Raw genomic sequence first — 14,688 nt, forward strand, 5'->3', positions numbered from 1 at the left:
TGAAATATGATTATGTACGGAATGTCTATTTTTCTGTCTCGCGCTTGTAGACATAAAATATGGTGTATTCAGTGCGTCGCAGGGTGGGATAGACCTGTTTGATGAGGTAGCGGTGGGCTTCGCCGGCCTTAGCGGCGATGGCGCGCTCTTTCTCATCGGGCGAGAGGCTTCCGGTGAGGATATTTTGCACGATGGCTTTTTGTGGCATGTCGTTGTGCTCAAGCCAGTCGCTGAGGCCTTGCCAGTCTTCGGCCGTGGAGTTGGTGGTGACGATGTTGGGATCGACATGATAGACCTTGGTGATGTAGTCGGTGATAGCCTTTGCGCGCATGAGGGCGAGTCGCTCGTTGTTGGCATAGTTGCCGTCGGGTGAGGCGTAGCCGTGGATGAGGATAGAGGTGATCTTCATCGTAGTGTCGTTGCGCACCTGTGAGATGGTCTTGTCGATTTTGGCGAGTTCCTCGCGGTTGTTGCCCATGTCGGCCTGTATGTCACCTTTGTTGACCGGGAAGGCGAGGCGTGCCACTCCCGTGACATTGTAGGTCTTTACCTCTTTGGTTTTCGGTTTGGGCATGACGACAGGTTTGTCGGGTTCCAGCCACTGTCCGGCTCCGGTGAGACGATTGTCGGCGATGAGCGTCTGGTCGCATCCGCATGTGCCTTCGGCGATGAGCAATTGCGAGCGTTCCATCCATTTTTGGAAGTCAGTCTCGTAGAGATAGTTCACCGTCTGGTCTACGCCGTTGATTCTCTGCCTGACGGTCATCGGGTTTGGCGTGGCAGATCGTTTGTTGCGCAGATAATAGATATATCGTTTGTGGCCCATGATCTCGACGGGCGGCATCCTTAGAGTGTCGCTGCCGTTGGCGAGCATAGGGGTGAGCACCAGTCCTTTGTTGCTTTTGAGCATCAGTTTGTCCATGTTGAGGTCAATGGCGACGTGGACCTTGTTGCCTTGTCGTGTGACCTGCTTGCTGTGGACATCCACCTGTCCGCCGGCGAGCTGTTGGGCCTGGGCTCCCGTGCCGTAGGCCACGAGGAGCAGGGCTGCTGCGAAGGCACGTCTGATTGTGCCGGAGATGATGTAGCTTTTCATGTTTTGGTCCTCCTATGGCTAAAAGACATACACTAAGTTGAGGGCGGCCTTGGTGGGGCCTACATAGTGGTGGGGTGTGTTGGTCTCGACTTTCTCGCCGCATTTCTCACATTCAAACTTGTCGTGTCGCGAGAAGGCGTAGCCGATGCCGATCTCTGCCTCCATGTTCCAGTGGCGAGACAGTGGCCAGGCATAACCGTAGGCGATGCCAGCTCCTACTGCCCATCCTTCGAAGCGGTGGTGCTTGAGTTCTGAGAAGTCAATGCCCAAGAAGGAGAAGTTGGCATTGAGGCCGCCTATATTATATTGTCCGCCGATGGCGTGGAAGCCTACAAACGACCCCATCATCTTGTTGCAGAACCAATAGCGAGCCTCAGGCTGCACAAACCAGTGCTTCCACTTCTTGTTGTCGGAAAACGTCCATGGATTGTAGTTGCCCGACACGTCGAGAGTCCATTTCGGAGCAAGAGAGAGTTCCACACCTAAGTTGAAGGTCGTGGTGACATCATAGACGAGGTTGCTCTTTACGGCCACGCGCTGCGCATGGGTGTGAACCGCTAACGTCAGCAGTGTCAGCAAGGCCAGCAGCCTCCTTGTCTTGAGGGTGAGAGAGGATGTGTTCATATCATTTGCTGTTTGATGAAACCAGAGATTTTCTGCGGCAAAGATAGGAAAGAAACTTTAAACAGATGGTGACAAAGGCGTGTCACTTGGTGACACTGTCTAACAGTTGTTGTGACATTAATACATTTTTTAATAGTAAGATTTATGCGAAATAGTTGCATGATTTTGTAAAATATCTTATCTTTGCCACAGAAAGGTGACAGCAGTGTGTCATTCCCCTTTATTTAAAGGGTGTCACCTTGCCATCAGTACGAGAAAACCTAAACGCGATATATATATGAATTCTCATCGAGTCATCATAGCTATCATAGAGCTCATTTTTGCCATGATGGCGTCTGCTGCCACAGGAAAAACGGTGGATAGTTTGGATATTGAATTTATTGACAAACTCTATGTCAAAGAGCCTGAGCGGGCCTATCAGTTGCTGGGTGCCGCCTACCACCGTTTGGTCCAGACACGGTGGCGGGGCTGTACGCGTGAGCGTTACGAGTATGTGGCGGGTCACGTGTGTCTTTACAACTTCCACTACAATGAGGCTTTTCAGCATGCCATGGCCCTGCAGCGCATGGGAGGGAGAGGTAAGCTGGATGTATGGGTGAGGGGTATGAGCCTGCAGTGTGCCGTGGAGCATGCCTTGGGCGACTATGGCCGTCTTTCCGACACCTTTTGGAAGCTGCGCCGTGCCGTCACCGAAGCCAGCGACGATGCGCTCTCTCCCGAGAGCAGGGTCTACAGCCTGTTGGAGTGTGACTATTACCAGATTCTCTGCGAATTGAAGCCCCATCATGTCTCGTGCGTGCTGAAGGCGTTGAAAAAGGCGCGCGGCGACATGCAGAAACTGCAACAGCGCTATCCGAGTTCCAAGGACAACTGCCATATCTTCGGACATATGCTTGACCGGCTGGAGGCCGACATCTATCTCGACAATAAGAAATACGCTCAGGCGGCGACCTATATCCCCAAGGTGCTTGCCGCTCTCGATGGAGAACAGCGGCGCGGTGGCGATGGTGTCACCGATGCTCAGGGCTATGATATCTATCGGCTCGACCTCATCGTGCGGCTCGGACAGGCTTATGCGGCACTGGGCCAGCGGCAGAAAGCCTTGCAGGTGGCTGACAAGGCTCTGGCACTGCTCCGCGTCTATCCTCATAGCGATCAGGTCACAGGACGTCTGCTCGGTATCTACTGCACGCTGAGAGAGATGCCGCCCAAGGAGGCCGTGGCCTTGGGAGAGAATTTTGTGACTTGCAACATGGGCAGCACATCGTCGGAGATGAGGCCAGTGTGTGAGAGCCTTATAGAGATCTATACCCATGAGGGAGACCACCAGAAGAGTCTCGCCGTGCTTGGGGTGCTCAGAAGCTATGGTGAGGATGTCATGGAAGCGCGGCAGAGCTATGCCCTTGTGAGCGACAGCATTCATCGCGAGGTGACGAGTTTGAGAAGGGATCTTGAACTCTTCCATCTGAGGAAATGGGTGATGAGCGGAAGTATCGTGATCTGTCTGCTGGCCATCGTACTGTTGATTTATCTTCACCATCGGCTGATGCACGACTCTCATTATCTCTATCGGCACGTCAAAAAGGCAGTGAACCGCACCGTGAAACAGAGCGCAGAGCCTGTGGTGGTGGGGGACATCCGCGACCGTGTCTCGGCGGTGCTGTCGCGTGACAACCTTTATCGCCAAGCCGACTTTGAAGCCTCGTGGTTGGAGAAACCGATGGGGATGAGCCTGGACGAGATCAACCAACTCCTCGAGCGGCAGCATACCTCAGTGGCGGATATTGTCACGGAGTTGCGCCTGCGTTATGCGTGCCTGTTGCTGGAGACGACAGACTACGTGCTGCAATACATTGCGGACGAGGCGGGCTTCAATACGCTCCGCACCTTCTACCGGCAGTTTAAAAAGAAATATAAGTTCACTCCCACGGAATACCGCCGGCTGTGTCTCCACATCAACAAGCAAAGGGAAGCGAGCAGGTAAAGCATATGCCCTCTCCCGGCTCACTCCCTAGCCTCGTCTCCAAAGGAGAGGGGAGTGAGATACGTGATAAGCGGGTACTATATGATGGATGATGATAAACGGCTTGCGCATGATGGATGATGAATAAAGGCTGAAGAGAGAAAAACAGCTCTCGCGGTATGGATGATCGTTTCTTTTTTATATGCGGGAGATGGAGACGTTTATATGCGGGAGATGGAGAAGAAATCCGTCGTAACCAAAAATTCATATTTGCCTGTTGTATCGTCTTGTTTTTTTTAGTATCTTTGCATCGTGTAGCAACATATATGTTATATCCATATCTATATAATTTATTTATTAACACTTTAAAATACAATTGTCTATGAACAAAATTCTACGCTTAACTTTCGTGGCACTGCTGGCAATGGTCAGCAACATGGGCTTCGCTCAGGATGCTCAGCCTGCCGTCACTTTGGACTTTACTTCCAATGCTGCTTGGAAATTACCAACGAAATATGCTAAGGATAAGCAGTCGTTTACGAACGGTACTTATACCATTACGCTTGAAGCAGCAAATAGTGGTTATAAGTTCAATACTAACAAAGACTCAGGATATCTTATTTTTGGAAAGAAAGACGCAACGCTGACTCTTCCTGCTTTTGATTTTGACGTGGAGCGAATTGACATCGTCGGTGCATCTAGTGCTTCTGGAAAGACTACTCAGAACATCTTCGTTGATGGAAATGCAGTGAGCACGGAGACAACAGGTGCAAAGGGTACGCATGAGTACAAGATCGCAGATGCTTCGCAGAAAGCTGGTACTATCTACACTTTGAAGGTGACGAATGACAACAACACCCAGGTATCGAAGATCATGATTTGGAAGAAAGGTACAGCACCAGCGCCTGTAAGCATCAAGAACACGCCGGAGACTGCTTACACAGTAGCTAAGGCTAAAGAGTTGTTTGATGCGGGCAAAGGCTTGGACGACTTCGTTTACGTCAAAGGTATCGTGTCAAATGTTGATTCAAATCCATTTGAGCAGTATAAGGAACTGAATATCTACATCAGTGACGATGGTCAGGTAGAAAAAGAGAATGCTTTTGAAGCTTATAGTTGCAAGAGCTTCGGTAATACTGATTTTACTGCTGCAGATGCAGTGAAGACAGGTGACAAAGTGGTTATCTATGGAAAGCTCACTTCTTTTAGTGGTAAATACGAACTTGATCGCGGTTGCTACCTCTATTCTTTGAATGGATCTACCACCGGTATCTCCAAGATCCAGACTTCTGCTGCCAAGGCTGTCCGCTACAACCTCGCCGGTCAGAAGGTTGGTGCCAACTACAAGGGCGTAGTGATCGAGAACGGAAAGAAGATCGTGGTGAAGTAATGCCCCCCCTCTAGCTCCCCCCGAGGGGGGAGGACAGCAATACACCCGTGCTGTCGATATGTGAAGAGGTTTTAGGGTCTAAGGAGAGCACAACAATAAAGAAATCCCCTTACACCAGCGTGTTGAGCGCATGGTGTAAGGGGATTCTTGTTTCTGATCTTATGACATTGCCTGTCCTAATCGGTTGCACCATCACCCCTTGAAGGTAACTTGCTCCCCCTCTCCCTTTGGAGAGGGGGGGTAGGGGGTGAGGCTCCTCCCATTGGAGAGGGGGCAAGGGGGGTGAGGCTTGTAGGCTCCCTCTTATTTTATTTTTACTCTACCGTATGTATCTTTCCGTCTTTGTCGACCTGCAGTTCAGCGACCTTGAGGCTGCGCAGCCATGTCGTGTCGTGGCTGGGCACACAGTCGTGGTGGAAGAGATACCAGTGGCCGTGATACTCCAGGATGCTGTGGTGCGTGGTCCAGCCGACAACGGGGTTGAGGATCACACCTTGATAGGTAAAGGGACCGTAGGGATTGTCGCCGACAGCATAGCAGAGCAGGTGACTGTCGCCGGTGGAGTAAGAGAAATAGTATCTGCCGTACATCTTATGCATCCAGCTGGCCTCGAAGAATCGGTGCGGATCGTCGGCGGTGAGTGGTTGTCCCTGCTCGTCGACGACGACGACGGGACGTGGCATCTCGCTGAACTGCATGCCGTCGGGTGTCATACGCGCCACACGTGCGGGGATGGCAGGCTCCTTGCCCTTGGGGAGGTACTCGTCTTTGAGTGCTTTGTTGTCGCGGTACCACTGTAGCTGTCCGCCCCAGATGCCACCGAAGTAGACATAGATCGCCCCGTCGTCGTCTTTGAAGACACAGGGATCGATGCTGTAGGACTTGCGGATCGGGTCGGGCTGCGGGATGAACGGACCCTCGGGGCGGTCAGCGATGGCCACGCCAAGGCGGAAGACGCCATTGTAGTCCTTTGCCGCGAAGATTAGGTGATACTTGCCGTTGACTTCCACGACATCGTTATCCCACATCTGCTTCTCCGCCCAGGGCACGTCCTTGACGTCGAGGATCTTTCCGCAGTCGGTGACGTCGGCTTCCATCGGGTCGCCGTCGATGCGCAGCACGTGGTAGTCCTTCATCTGGAAGTGACCGCCGTCGTCGTCGAAGGCCTCCCCGCTGTCCCAGTCGTGGGAGGGGTAGACATAGATTTTGTCGTTGAACACATGGGCTGATGGGTCAGCCATATAGTCCTGAGGAAAAAGATATCTGCTCATAGCTTTTATGATTAGTTGCTGATTAATAAAGGAAGGAGGGGGAGGGCAGCGGGGCTGCCCAGTGGGACGGTGCACAGCACCGTCGTACCGAACCGAGCACAACCTACAGAGGAACAGGGCCCTCAGCGCTGTATTGCCCTTAGCGCTGTGTTGCCCTTTAAATGGTGCTGCCCTCAGCGCTGTGTTGCCCTCCGGTGCGGCGCTCCCGACCCCTTGAAGCATTTTACTCCCCTCTCCTTTGGAGAGGGGTAAGGGGGTGAGGCTTGTACATCTTCACGATCTCCTTCACCACCTTCTTAGCCTTTCCCGCTCTGTCGAATAGCAGGGGATAGTTGGTGCGGCCGGGGATGGGCCAGTCGTTGAGCCATGACGTGGCGTCGGTGACCCCCCACAGCGTGACGCGCTCTATCTGAGCGGCGTGGCGGCGGTAGATGTCGAAGAGAGTAAGGTAGCGGCTGTCGAAGACTTTCTGCGCCTTCTTGTCGAGGCCTTTGACATAAGGGTTGTACTCCTTATTATATTGATAGCGCTGGCTGATCTCCGCGCCGCCGAAGCTCTTTGGGTTGGGCAGCATGTTGAGATCCAGCTCCGTCATCTGTACCTTCACGCCACAGGCAGCGATGGAGTCGATGCTTGCCTCGTATTGTTTCAGGTCGGGATAGTTGTATCCATTGTGGCTCTGCATGCCCACGGCGTCGATGCGTATGCCTTTGGCTTTCAGTGCGCGCACCAATTTGCAGACGCCCTCGCGCTTAGCCGGTGTCGACATGTTGTAGTCGTTGTAGTAGAGTTCGGCGTTGGGGTCGGCGGCATGGGCGAAGCGGAAAGCCAGCTCGATGTAGTCCGGACCGATGATATTATAATAAGGAGTGTGTCGCAGCGTGCCATCCTCGTTGAAGGCTTCGTTGACGACATCCCATCCTTTGATGCGCCCACGGTAGTGGCTTACCACCGTGGTGATGTGGTGATACATGCGGTCGATGAGCACCTCGCGTGTGACGGGCTTGCCCTTGTCGTCGGTGAACATCCAGCGTGGCGGCTGGGAATGCCACACGAGGCAATGACCAAAGACGGTGAGACCGTGCTTCTCAGCAAAGGTCATCGTCTGGTCAGCGTCGCGCCAGTCATAGCGGTTCTCTTCGGGGTGAATGATCTCACCCTTCATGCAGTTCTCGGCCACGATAGAGTTGAAGTTATCCTTTACGATGTTTGCCTCCACCGTGTTTCGCTCCCATACGCAGGACGTGTTCACGGCGGCACCGATGTAGAAATACTTTCCTACGGTCTCCTTGAGCGTGGGCGTGCTGTCCTTGGCACTGGCGGCCATCGTGGCTACGAGGCTGAGAGCAACCAGCAGGTTGCGTTTGATGTTGTTCATGTTGGATTAGTTTTGTTGTTTTGGGAATCTTTTCTACTCCTTTATATTATGGTATCAATCCTATGATATGCTTCTTTTATTCCTCCTCCAAGTGTCTGCGCTCGATCTCCTCGTTGATAGCGTCGACCTTCTCGTCGGTGAGCTCATATTTTGAGATGATGAACATAGCGAGGACGAGCAGCATGGCGGGGATGACACAGACGAGCCATCGGATGCCTTCCTGAGCCTCAGGAGACTGCAGTTCCAGGTCGTTCATGAAATAAGCGCCGGCGGCATTGCCCACCGACATCATGGCGAAGGCGGTGATGAAGAACAGGGCGAGGACACGCAACGGACGGTTGCGGAGAAACTCCTTCCAGAGGTCGCTGACCTTGACGTTGGCGGTCTCTTTCTGATCCATGACCACGCGCTCCTTGGTCTGAGTGAAGCAGAAGAGCAGGAGCACACAGCCTACGAGGGCATAGATGAGCATGGCATAGAACCACGCGCTCGGGTCTTTCGGCAGCGTGTTGGCCTGTGCGGTCACATGATAGCCCGTCATGGCCAGTACGATGCCGGGAACGACACCGCCGAGCGCCATGCCGGCTTTGAAGAAGATGCCCGTCAGCGCATTGACAATACCCGAGATGCGGCGTCCCGTCTTGTATTCCGCAAAGGAGATCACCTCCGGCACGAGTGCCCACATATAGCCTGTGGCGACGATGACACCGGTGGACTTGATGAACTGGGCGATATACACGGCCGTCATATTCGTCTTCATGTCGAAGAACTTGCTGATGACATAGAGTGCCGCCATGCCGATGATGGCAATGGTGAGGAAGACATAGAACATGTTTTTCTTGCCGATCTTGCGCTTGATGGCCGGTACCATCGGCATGAAGATAAACGAGGGCAACGAGCCCAAACCCATGAAGAGCGCCATCTGCAACGGCAGTTTCTGTGCCGCCATGACGGCGACGAGGATGGGCACGCCCGCTGAGACAGCCAGTCCACCGACGTTGGCCATGAACATACGCACGGAGGTGAGGATGGTGATCTCGTTGGTGTCGCGCGTCAGTGAGCTGTTGAGGGCACCGTAGGGCACGTTGACGAAGGTATAGCACATCGACATGCCGACATAGGTGACGTAGGCATAGAGCAGCGAACCGCTGAAGCCGTCCCAGAAACACAGGATGGCAAACGCCGTCAGCGGCAAGCCCGCAAAGACAAGGTAGGCACGGTACTTGCCCAGTCGTGGGTTGTGCTTGTCGACATAAGTGCCCACGATGGGATCCCAGAGCACATCCACGAGACGCACCACAAGAAACATCGTCGCTGCCGCTCCGGCATCGAGACCATAGATATCGGTATAGAAGAACAGCAGGTACATGCAGATGGTCTGGTAGATCAGGTTCTGAGCCAGATCACCGGAGCCAAAGCCGATACGCTGCAGCCAGTTGAGCTTGTAGAATCCGCGCGCAGCCTGAGCATCCTGGGCCACGGCGGTAGAATTGTTTACGTTTTCTTTCATCAGATATTAGGTTCTTTTGTCTGCAAAGTTACTCATTAGCGTTGGAATGACCTTGTTGTAGTGTTACAAATACATTCTTATTTGTTTCATCAAATAAAAAAAAGCCATTTTAGTTTGCTTTAGCTTCTTTTTCGCTGTAACTTTGTACATCATCAAATCAACCATCACCATGCACCAACACCTATTTATATTACGTTATGTCTTCATCGTACTCTCTGCATTGGCAGTGACACCTATTTACAGTATGTCGTCCGAGGTTCCAAGCGACAACGACGAGGTTGGGGCAACGCTGTGGCTGCCGCGCAAGGCCTCGATGCCCGCCCATGTGGTCTGTCCCAAAATGGCTGACCATACCGCTGCGTCTACCATCGCCATTGCCCGCCACGAGTTGCAGGAGAGCTGGCAGGGTGGTCAGGTGACGCTGCGCCTTGTCTCTGAAGGCAGCGACAACGACGGATACCATATTAAATATAAGGTCGCCGACCATAGTGCCGTGGTCTCCGCGCGCCGCCCTCTCGGCCTGCTCTACGGCACCTACGCGCTGCTGCGCTGGCAAGAAACTAAAGAGGGCAATGACCGGGACACCACCTGGACGTCGGCACCCGCTCTGCAGCGGCGTATGCTCAACCACTGGGACAACCCAGACGGGAGTGTGGAACGTGGCTATGCGGGAAAGAGCATCTGGAAATGGGAGCAGATCACGAAAAACGGCATGACCGACTCGTTGCGACAACGCCTGACCATCTACGCGCGCGCCAACGCCTCGGTGGGCATCAACGCCATGGTGGTGAACAATGTCAACGCCAGTCCCAAGATGGTCACGCGCCCTTATCTCGAAAAACTCAAGGTCATCGCTGACCTGCTCCGCCCTTACGGCATCCAGGTTTGGCTGAGCATCAACTTCGGCTCGCCGCTGGCTTTGCATGAGACCAAGACGGCAGATCCTCTCGACGCTGCCGTGCAGCGGTGGTGGCAGCGCAAGGCACGGGAAATCTACAAACTGATACCGGACTTCGGCGGTTTCCTCGTTAAGGCCAACAGTGAGGGACAGCCCGGGCCGGGAGACTATCACCGCAGTCATGCCGATGGCGCGAACATGCTTGCCGACGCGCTGAAGCCCTACGGCAGTACGGTCATCTGGCGCTCCTTTGTCTATGGTGCCAACCACAAAGGTGAGGACCGCGTGATGCAGGCCGTGTCGGAGTTCAAGCCCATGGACGGGCTGTTTCATGACAATGTCATCCTTCAGTCGAAAAACGGACCGCTCGACTTCCAGCCGCGCGAGCCTTACGCGCCCATCTTCGACAACATGACGAAGACACCGCAGATGGCTGAACTGCAGATCACGCAAGAATATACCGGGCAGTCGCTCCACTTGGTCTATCTCGCTCCGATGTGGAAGGAGTTCTTCAGCTACGTCGATCCTGTGGCCCGCGGACTGAAAGGCATCGCGGGAGTCGCTAACACGGGCGACGACACCAACTGGTGCGGACATCCGTTCTCCCAGTCCAACTGGTATGCTTTCGGCCGTCTGGCGTGGGATCCGTCCCTGACCTCTGAGCAGATAGCCCATGAGTGGCTGCTCCAGACCTTCGGCCGCGGCGACTCGGTGACGGTGGCGGCACTGGAAGATATGATGCTCAGCTCGCGTGAGGCGTGCGTGGACTATATGATGCCGCTGGGCCTGCACCATATCTTTGCCTTTGACCATCACTATGGACCACAGCCCGATGGCTACAAGGCAGAATATCCTTTGGAGTGGTGCCCCGTCTATTATCATAAGGCCGACAAGCAAGGATTGGGGTTCGACCGCACGGTCGCCACGGGGTCAGGAGCCACGGCACAGTATCGTGAGCCTTACCGTTCGCTCTATGAAAACGTGAAGACTTGTCCGGAACAGTATCTGTTGTGGTTCCATCATGTGGCTTGGGACTATCGTCTCGCCAATGGCCGCACGCTGTGGCAAAGCCTTTGCGACCACTACGATGCCGGTGTGCGACGCGTCGCCGCCTACCGCGTGCTGTGGCAGTCTCCGGCCGTGCGCAACTATGTCGACAAAGTACAATGGCAACAAGTCGACAAGCTCCTCGCCACGCAACTCGACAATGCCCGACAGTGGCAGCATACCTGTCTCGACTATTTCAATGGATTCAGAAGCTATTGATATTTAGGAGTAAAGCGTATGAAAAAAGTTATGATGACAGTTCTTTTCCGTTTGAAAATGCTAAAGCGATAATGGCAGTATAAAGATTTATATTTCCTCTCACTATGATTCCACGGAAAATATCCAGTGCGTCACGGGTAGAGATCTCTGTGTTCTCTGTGTGATAATATTACAGACAAGGGGGTTAGGGCGGGGATGAACCCCGCCCCTACATTGTCACCCTTGACACTGAATTGCGGGGAATTGTCTCCGCTCTTAAATCCGTTTGAAGTGGTGGTAGGGGCGGGGTTTATCCCCGCCCTAACCCCGCAAAAGATATAAAAGCCATGTGCACGAGGGTGGAATGATTACCGCCCTAACCCCGCAAAAGATATAAAAGCCATGTGCACGAGGATGGAATGATTACCGTCCTAACCCCGCAAAAGATATAACGAGGATGGAATGATTACCATCAAGAAGGTTGATATTTTTTATCTCAAACCCTCGCTGAGAATCGATTCTTTGGAAGCGAGACAAGAGTAGCACGAAAAGAACGGATTTTTAGGCAAAACAAGTAAATTGCTGTTTATCAGACTATTATAAACATAACCATCTTTGATAACTTTTTCTTACACTCAAAAAACGGACTTTTACCTTGTCATCTCAATGAGATGACCTGCACATCTCAGTGAGATGACCTCGTCATCTCGGTAAGATGACCACCTCATCTCAGTGAGATGACTGACTCATCTCACCGAAATTGAACCAAAGCGCCAGTTGTTGCTCTCTCTTTTGCACCTTTTTCCATCATTTTCCACTTGCTCTTCCCTACTCCACTTTCTATTTTATTTATTTTCGTTGACAAGGATTTTTACTTTTTGTAAAATATTATCCTGACTTCGTCAATGCGTCACCCTGAATCGAGAATAAGTTTTTGGAAAATAGTCGCGTACAGACTTTAGCTCCCCATGGAGCTATGGTGCTGAGGTGATGGGGACAGCCTTACGAGCAAGCTCGTCGGCTGCCCCCATCACCTCAGCACCACCCCTTACAAAGCCTGCCCGTGACGAAAATCGCTATCGCGTAAAATTGCGCAGAGCGCATAAAATATTCAGCACCTCCTAAATCTGCTCACAATTATTTTAGAAAGCCCTGATGGTCCCAATTGTCTGTGGACATATTGCATACTGCCAATAATGCCATAAACATATTGAATGAGGGACTGATGAAGTCAGGAACTAAACAGACATCGACGATGAAGAAAGATATCAATCCCGAGTATCTCGCTTGTCCCATCCGGCAGGTCATCAGCCGCTTTGGCGACTTTGCCACTTTTTTGAAGTAACAAAGTTAATAGCTTAGAAACGAGCCTGTGAGCCTTGGAGATCTTGCGGATTTGGGTGTCACAATGACGAAAACAGAACTTTTTCATCATCCTTCTCTTTTCATCAAATGAAGTGGTTGATGTGTCGTGTGTAGGATATTACAAGCCTTTCAGCCATTGAGCCATATCAGCCAGCACGTCCTCGGAGATGGTTTCCTCGATGTTGGTATATTCTGCTGGTTGGCCTGTCTGACAGTGCTGAAACAGATGGTTCAGGCCGGGATAGCTCTTCACCATTGAGAACTTATTAGCCGGCAGCAACTCCTTGATAGCTTTCAGATTGTGGGCTGCATCAACCTGAACATCCTTGTCGCCATTGATGGCCATGACGGGACAGGTTGTTGCCTTGATGTCGTTGGAAGGGTCGTAGTTCAGAAAAGCTACCATCCAAGGGGAAGGGTCGCTGTCCATGATCTTTTTTCTCACTTCCTCCTTGGTGATGTTTGTGGGCATGCCAACCTGTTTAAGGGTATTGACATTCTGGAGATACAGGATGCTGTCCATCGGAATGCCGGGGCCGGCCATTGATACCAGGAAGTCCAATTTCTTTTGTGCGCCGAGGATAAATCCGATGCTGCCGCCCTCGCTGTGACCGATGATACCAACTTTAGAGAATTGTCCTCGTTTGCGTGCATAGTCTAACTCATGAGATGCGTCTTTGGCAAAGTCAAATGTGGTGGCGTTGGCCACATCTCCCGTTGAGCCTCCCACGCCACGGTCATCGCAGCGCAGGGTTGCGATTCCGTTTCTTGCTAAGAAGTCTGCAATCACGAGGAAAGGCTTATGACGAAAGATCTCTTCGTTACGGTCTTCCTGTCCGCTGCCAGTCACCAAGACAGCTAATGGTACCTTTTTGCCCTGTTTCCAGCCCACGGGATAGGTGATTGTTCCGGCAAGCTTGGCGTCCGGTGTACTGATGGTCACTTCCTCGGTCTTGTAGGGATAGGGCTCCTTGGGCTCTTGTGGTCGGTTATATACTTCTTGAAAGCGGGTGAGGGTGAGGGGGAAGGTCATTCCCATCTGCGTGAACGTGCCCACAAACTGCCCGTCTTTGATTTTTCCTTGATAGCCGGCCTCCAGACCGTACATGATAACCGTCAGGGACGTGTCAGTGAGCTCTTTGAGCGAGGCGGGTATGCCGAATGCACATTGTGCGGGAACATCCAGTGTACACGTGTCCTTGCTTACATGAAAAATCAAGGACAGCTTCACTTGGCCTACTTTCAAGTCGCCTTTCCATGTGCCTACAACAGCCTGAGCAAAAGCACTCAACTGAAGCAGACAGACCAGCAGTAACAAACAGATTCGACGCATCATCATATGGGTTTACGATTATTATTTTTTAAACACCTTGCCACATTCAATGCATTGGTAGTACTTGTAGTCTTGTTTGGGTAATACCAGCAAAACGCCACCAAGCAGTACAAACGGAGATATGATATAACCATATAGCCGAAGAGACGCAAGAGCCTCCACAAAACTAGGCAGGATTAGCCCTGCGCAGCTAAGAATCATCAAGACAATGCCAAGAAGGATTGCAGGTGTTGATCTTTTGCCCTCTTTGTTCGGCAGGGCTTTAATCTTGTCACTCCCACAACGAGGACACCATGGCAACTGTTCTGAGCGAGACGTCCGTATCTCCTTAAGGATGCGCAGACTTTGCTCATAGTCTTTCTTGAACACCCTCACCTCAATGCCTGGATTCGGCCCGTATGCGCCATACGCAGGGTCGTTGAGTTCGTCATGAAGGGAAGCGGTGATACCATTGCTCGCCAACTTCGAGGCGATCTCGTCGGCAGCAATCGTGTTGCCGCACTTTGTTAAGGTAATGAGTCCCTCGTTGTCCATAATCGAGATTGTTTAGAGTGGAAGTTTATCTTTGCTACAAAGATACGTTCTTTTTTCATATTTGTCCGGTTGTGGCTCAAA

The 14,688-nt window shown here is 52.2% G+C and carries 10 protein-coding genes; 3 read left to right on the forward strand and 7 right to left on the reverse strand.

What is annotated here, in order from left to right:
* Positions 1–25 precede the first annotated feature (25 nt).
* The gene (locus tag FYJ73_RS04670; protein WP_154533550.1) at positions 26–1,096 is read right to left on the reverse strand and encodes a DUF3868 domain-containing protein; all 1,071 of its coding nucleotides are present in this window, start codon (positions 1,094–1,096) and stop codon (positions 26–28) included.
* Positions 1,097–1,114: 18 nt separating this feature from the next.
* Entirely contained in the window at positions 1,115–1,720 is a 606-nt protein-coding gene (locus FYJ73_RS04675; RefSeq protein WP_154533551.1) for a DUF3575 domain-containing protein, read from the reverse strand.
* Between the two features lie 277 nt (positions 1,721–1,997).
* Here FYJ73_RS04675 and FYJ73_RS04680 point away from each other — a divergent pair, with 277 nt between their 5' ends.
* Together FYJ73_RS04680 and FYJ73_RS04685 are read left to right on the forward strand one after the other, a co-directional pair.
* Positions 1,998–3,704 (forward strand): helix-turn-helix domain-containing protein, encoded by a 1,707-nt coding sequence (locus tag FYJ73_RS04680; protein WP_154533552.1) that lies wholly within the window; start codon positions 1,998–2,000, stop codon positions 3,702–3,704.
* Positions 3,705–4,065: 361 nt separating this feature from the next.
* Positions 4,066–5,073, forward strand: coding sequence for a single stranded DNA-binding domain-containing protein (locus FYJ73_RS04685; RefSeq protein WP_154533553.1), 1,008 nt, complete (start codon positions 4,066–4,068; stop codon positions 5,071–5,073).
* Between the two features lie 314 nt (positions 5,074–5,387).
* Here FYJ73_RS04685 and FYJ73_RS04690 read toward each other — a convergent pair whose 3' ends face one another.
* From FYJ73_RS04690 to FYJ73_RS04700, 3 genes are all read right to left on the reverse strand, one after another.
* A complete protein-coding gene (locus FYJ73_RS04690; RefSeq protein ID WP_154533554.1) occupies positions 5,388–6,344 on the reverse strand; it encodes a glycoside hydrolase family 43 protein in 957 nt (318 codons plus the stop codon).
* 223 nt (positions 6,345–6,567) lie between these two features.
* On the reverse strand, positions 6,568–7,713 hold the full coding sequence (locus FYJ73_RS04695; RefSeq protein WP_419471130.1) for an endo-1,4-beta-xylanase: 1,146 nt from the start codon (positions 7,711–7,713) through the stop codon (positions 6,568–6,570).
* A gap of 85 nt (positions 7,714–7,798) precedes the next feature.
* Positions 7,799–9,232, reverse strand: coding sequence for an MFS transporter (locus FYJ73_RS04700; RefSeq protein ID WP_154533556.1), 1,434 nt, complete (start codon positions 9,230–9,232; stop codon positions 7,799–7,801).
* Between the two features lie 244 nt (positions 9,233–9,476).
* Between FYJ73_RS04700 and FYJ73_RS04705 the strand changes: the two genes are divergently transcribed.
* Positions 9,477–11,396, forward strand: a complete 1,920-nt coding sequence (locus tag FYJ73_RS04705) for an alpha-glucuronidase (protein ID WP_154533591.1) — start codon at positions 9,477–9,479, stop codon at positions 11,394–11,396.
* A gap of 1,462 nt (positions 11,397–12,858) precedes the next feature.
* On the opposite strand, the gene FYJ73_RS04710 is transcribed toward FYJ73_RS04705, so the two are convergent.
* Complete coding sequence (locus tag FYJ73_RS04710; RefSeq protein ID WP_154533557.1) at positions 12,859–14,079, reverse strand: alpha/beta hydrolase family protein; 1,221 nt, start codon at positions 14,077–14,079, stop codon at positions 12,859–12,861.
* A 15-nt stretch (positions 14,080–14,094) separates the two neighbouring features.
* Positions 14,095–14,607 (reverse strand): putative signal transducing protein, encoded by a 513-nt coding sequence (locus tag FYJ73_RS04715; RefSeq protein WP_154533558.1) that lies wholly within the window; start codon positions 14,605–14,607, stop codon positions 14,095–14,097.
* Positions 14,608–14,688: the final 81 nt, after the last annotated feature.

Origin of the sequence: Hallella mizrahii, from assembly GCF_009695775.1 — a bacterium.
Classification (GTDB): Bacteria; Bacteroidota; Bacteroidia; order Bacteroidales; family Bacteroidaceae; genus Prevotella; species Prevotella mizrahii.

What these genes read in the sequence shown, in the direction of transcription:
- FYJ73_RS04670 (WP_154533550.1), bottom strand. Translation starts at nt 1,096, where the DNA reads ATGAAAAGCTACATCATCTCCGGCACAATCAGACGTGCCTTCGCAGCA.
- FYJ73_RS04675 (WP_154533551.1), bottom strand. Translation starts at nt 1,720, where the DNA reads ATGAACACATCCTCTCTCACCCTCAAGACAAGGAGGCTGCTGGCCTTG.
- FYJ73_RS04680 (WP_154533552.1), top strand. Translation starts at nt 1,998, where the DNA reads ATGAATTCTCATCGAGTCATCATAGCTATCATAGAGCTCATTTTTGCC.
- FYJ73_RS04685 (WP_154533553.1), top strand. Translation starts at nt 4,066, where the DNA reads ATGAACAAAATTCTACGCTTAACTTTCGTGGCACTGCTGGCAATGGTC.
- FYJ73_RS04690 (WP_154533554.1), bottom strand. Translation starts at nt 6,344, where the DNA reads ATGAGCAGATATCTTTTTCCTCAGGACTATATGGCTGACCCATCAGCC.
- FYJ73_RS04700 (WP_154533556.1), bottom strand. Translation starts at nt 9,232, where the DNA reads ATGAAAGAAAACGTAAACAATTCTACCGCCGTGGCCCAGGATGCTCAG.
- FYJ73_RS04705 (WP_154533591.1), top strand. Translation starts at nt 9,477, where the DNA reads ATGTCGTCCGAGGTTCCAAGCGACAACGACGAGGTTGGGGCAACGCTG.
- FYJ73_RS04710 (WP_154533557.1), bottom strand. Translation starts at nt 14,079, where the DNA reads ATGATGATGCGTCGAATCTGTTTGTTACTGCTGGTCTGTCTGCTTCAG.
- FYJ73_RS04715 (WP_154533558.1), bottom strand. Translation starts at nt 14,607, where the DNA reads ATGGACAACGAGGGACTCATTACCTTAACAAAGTGCGGCAACACGATT.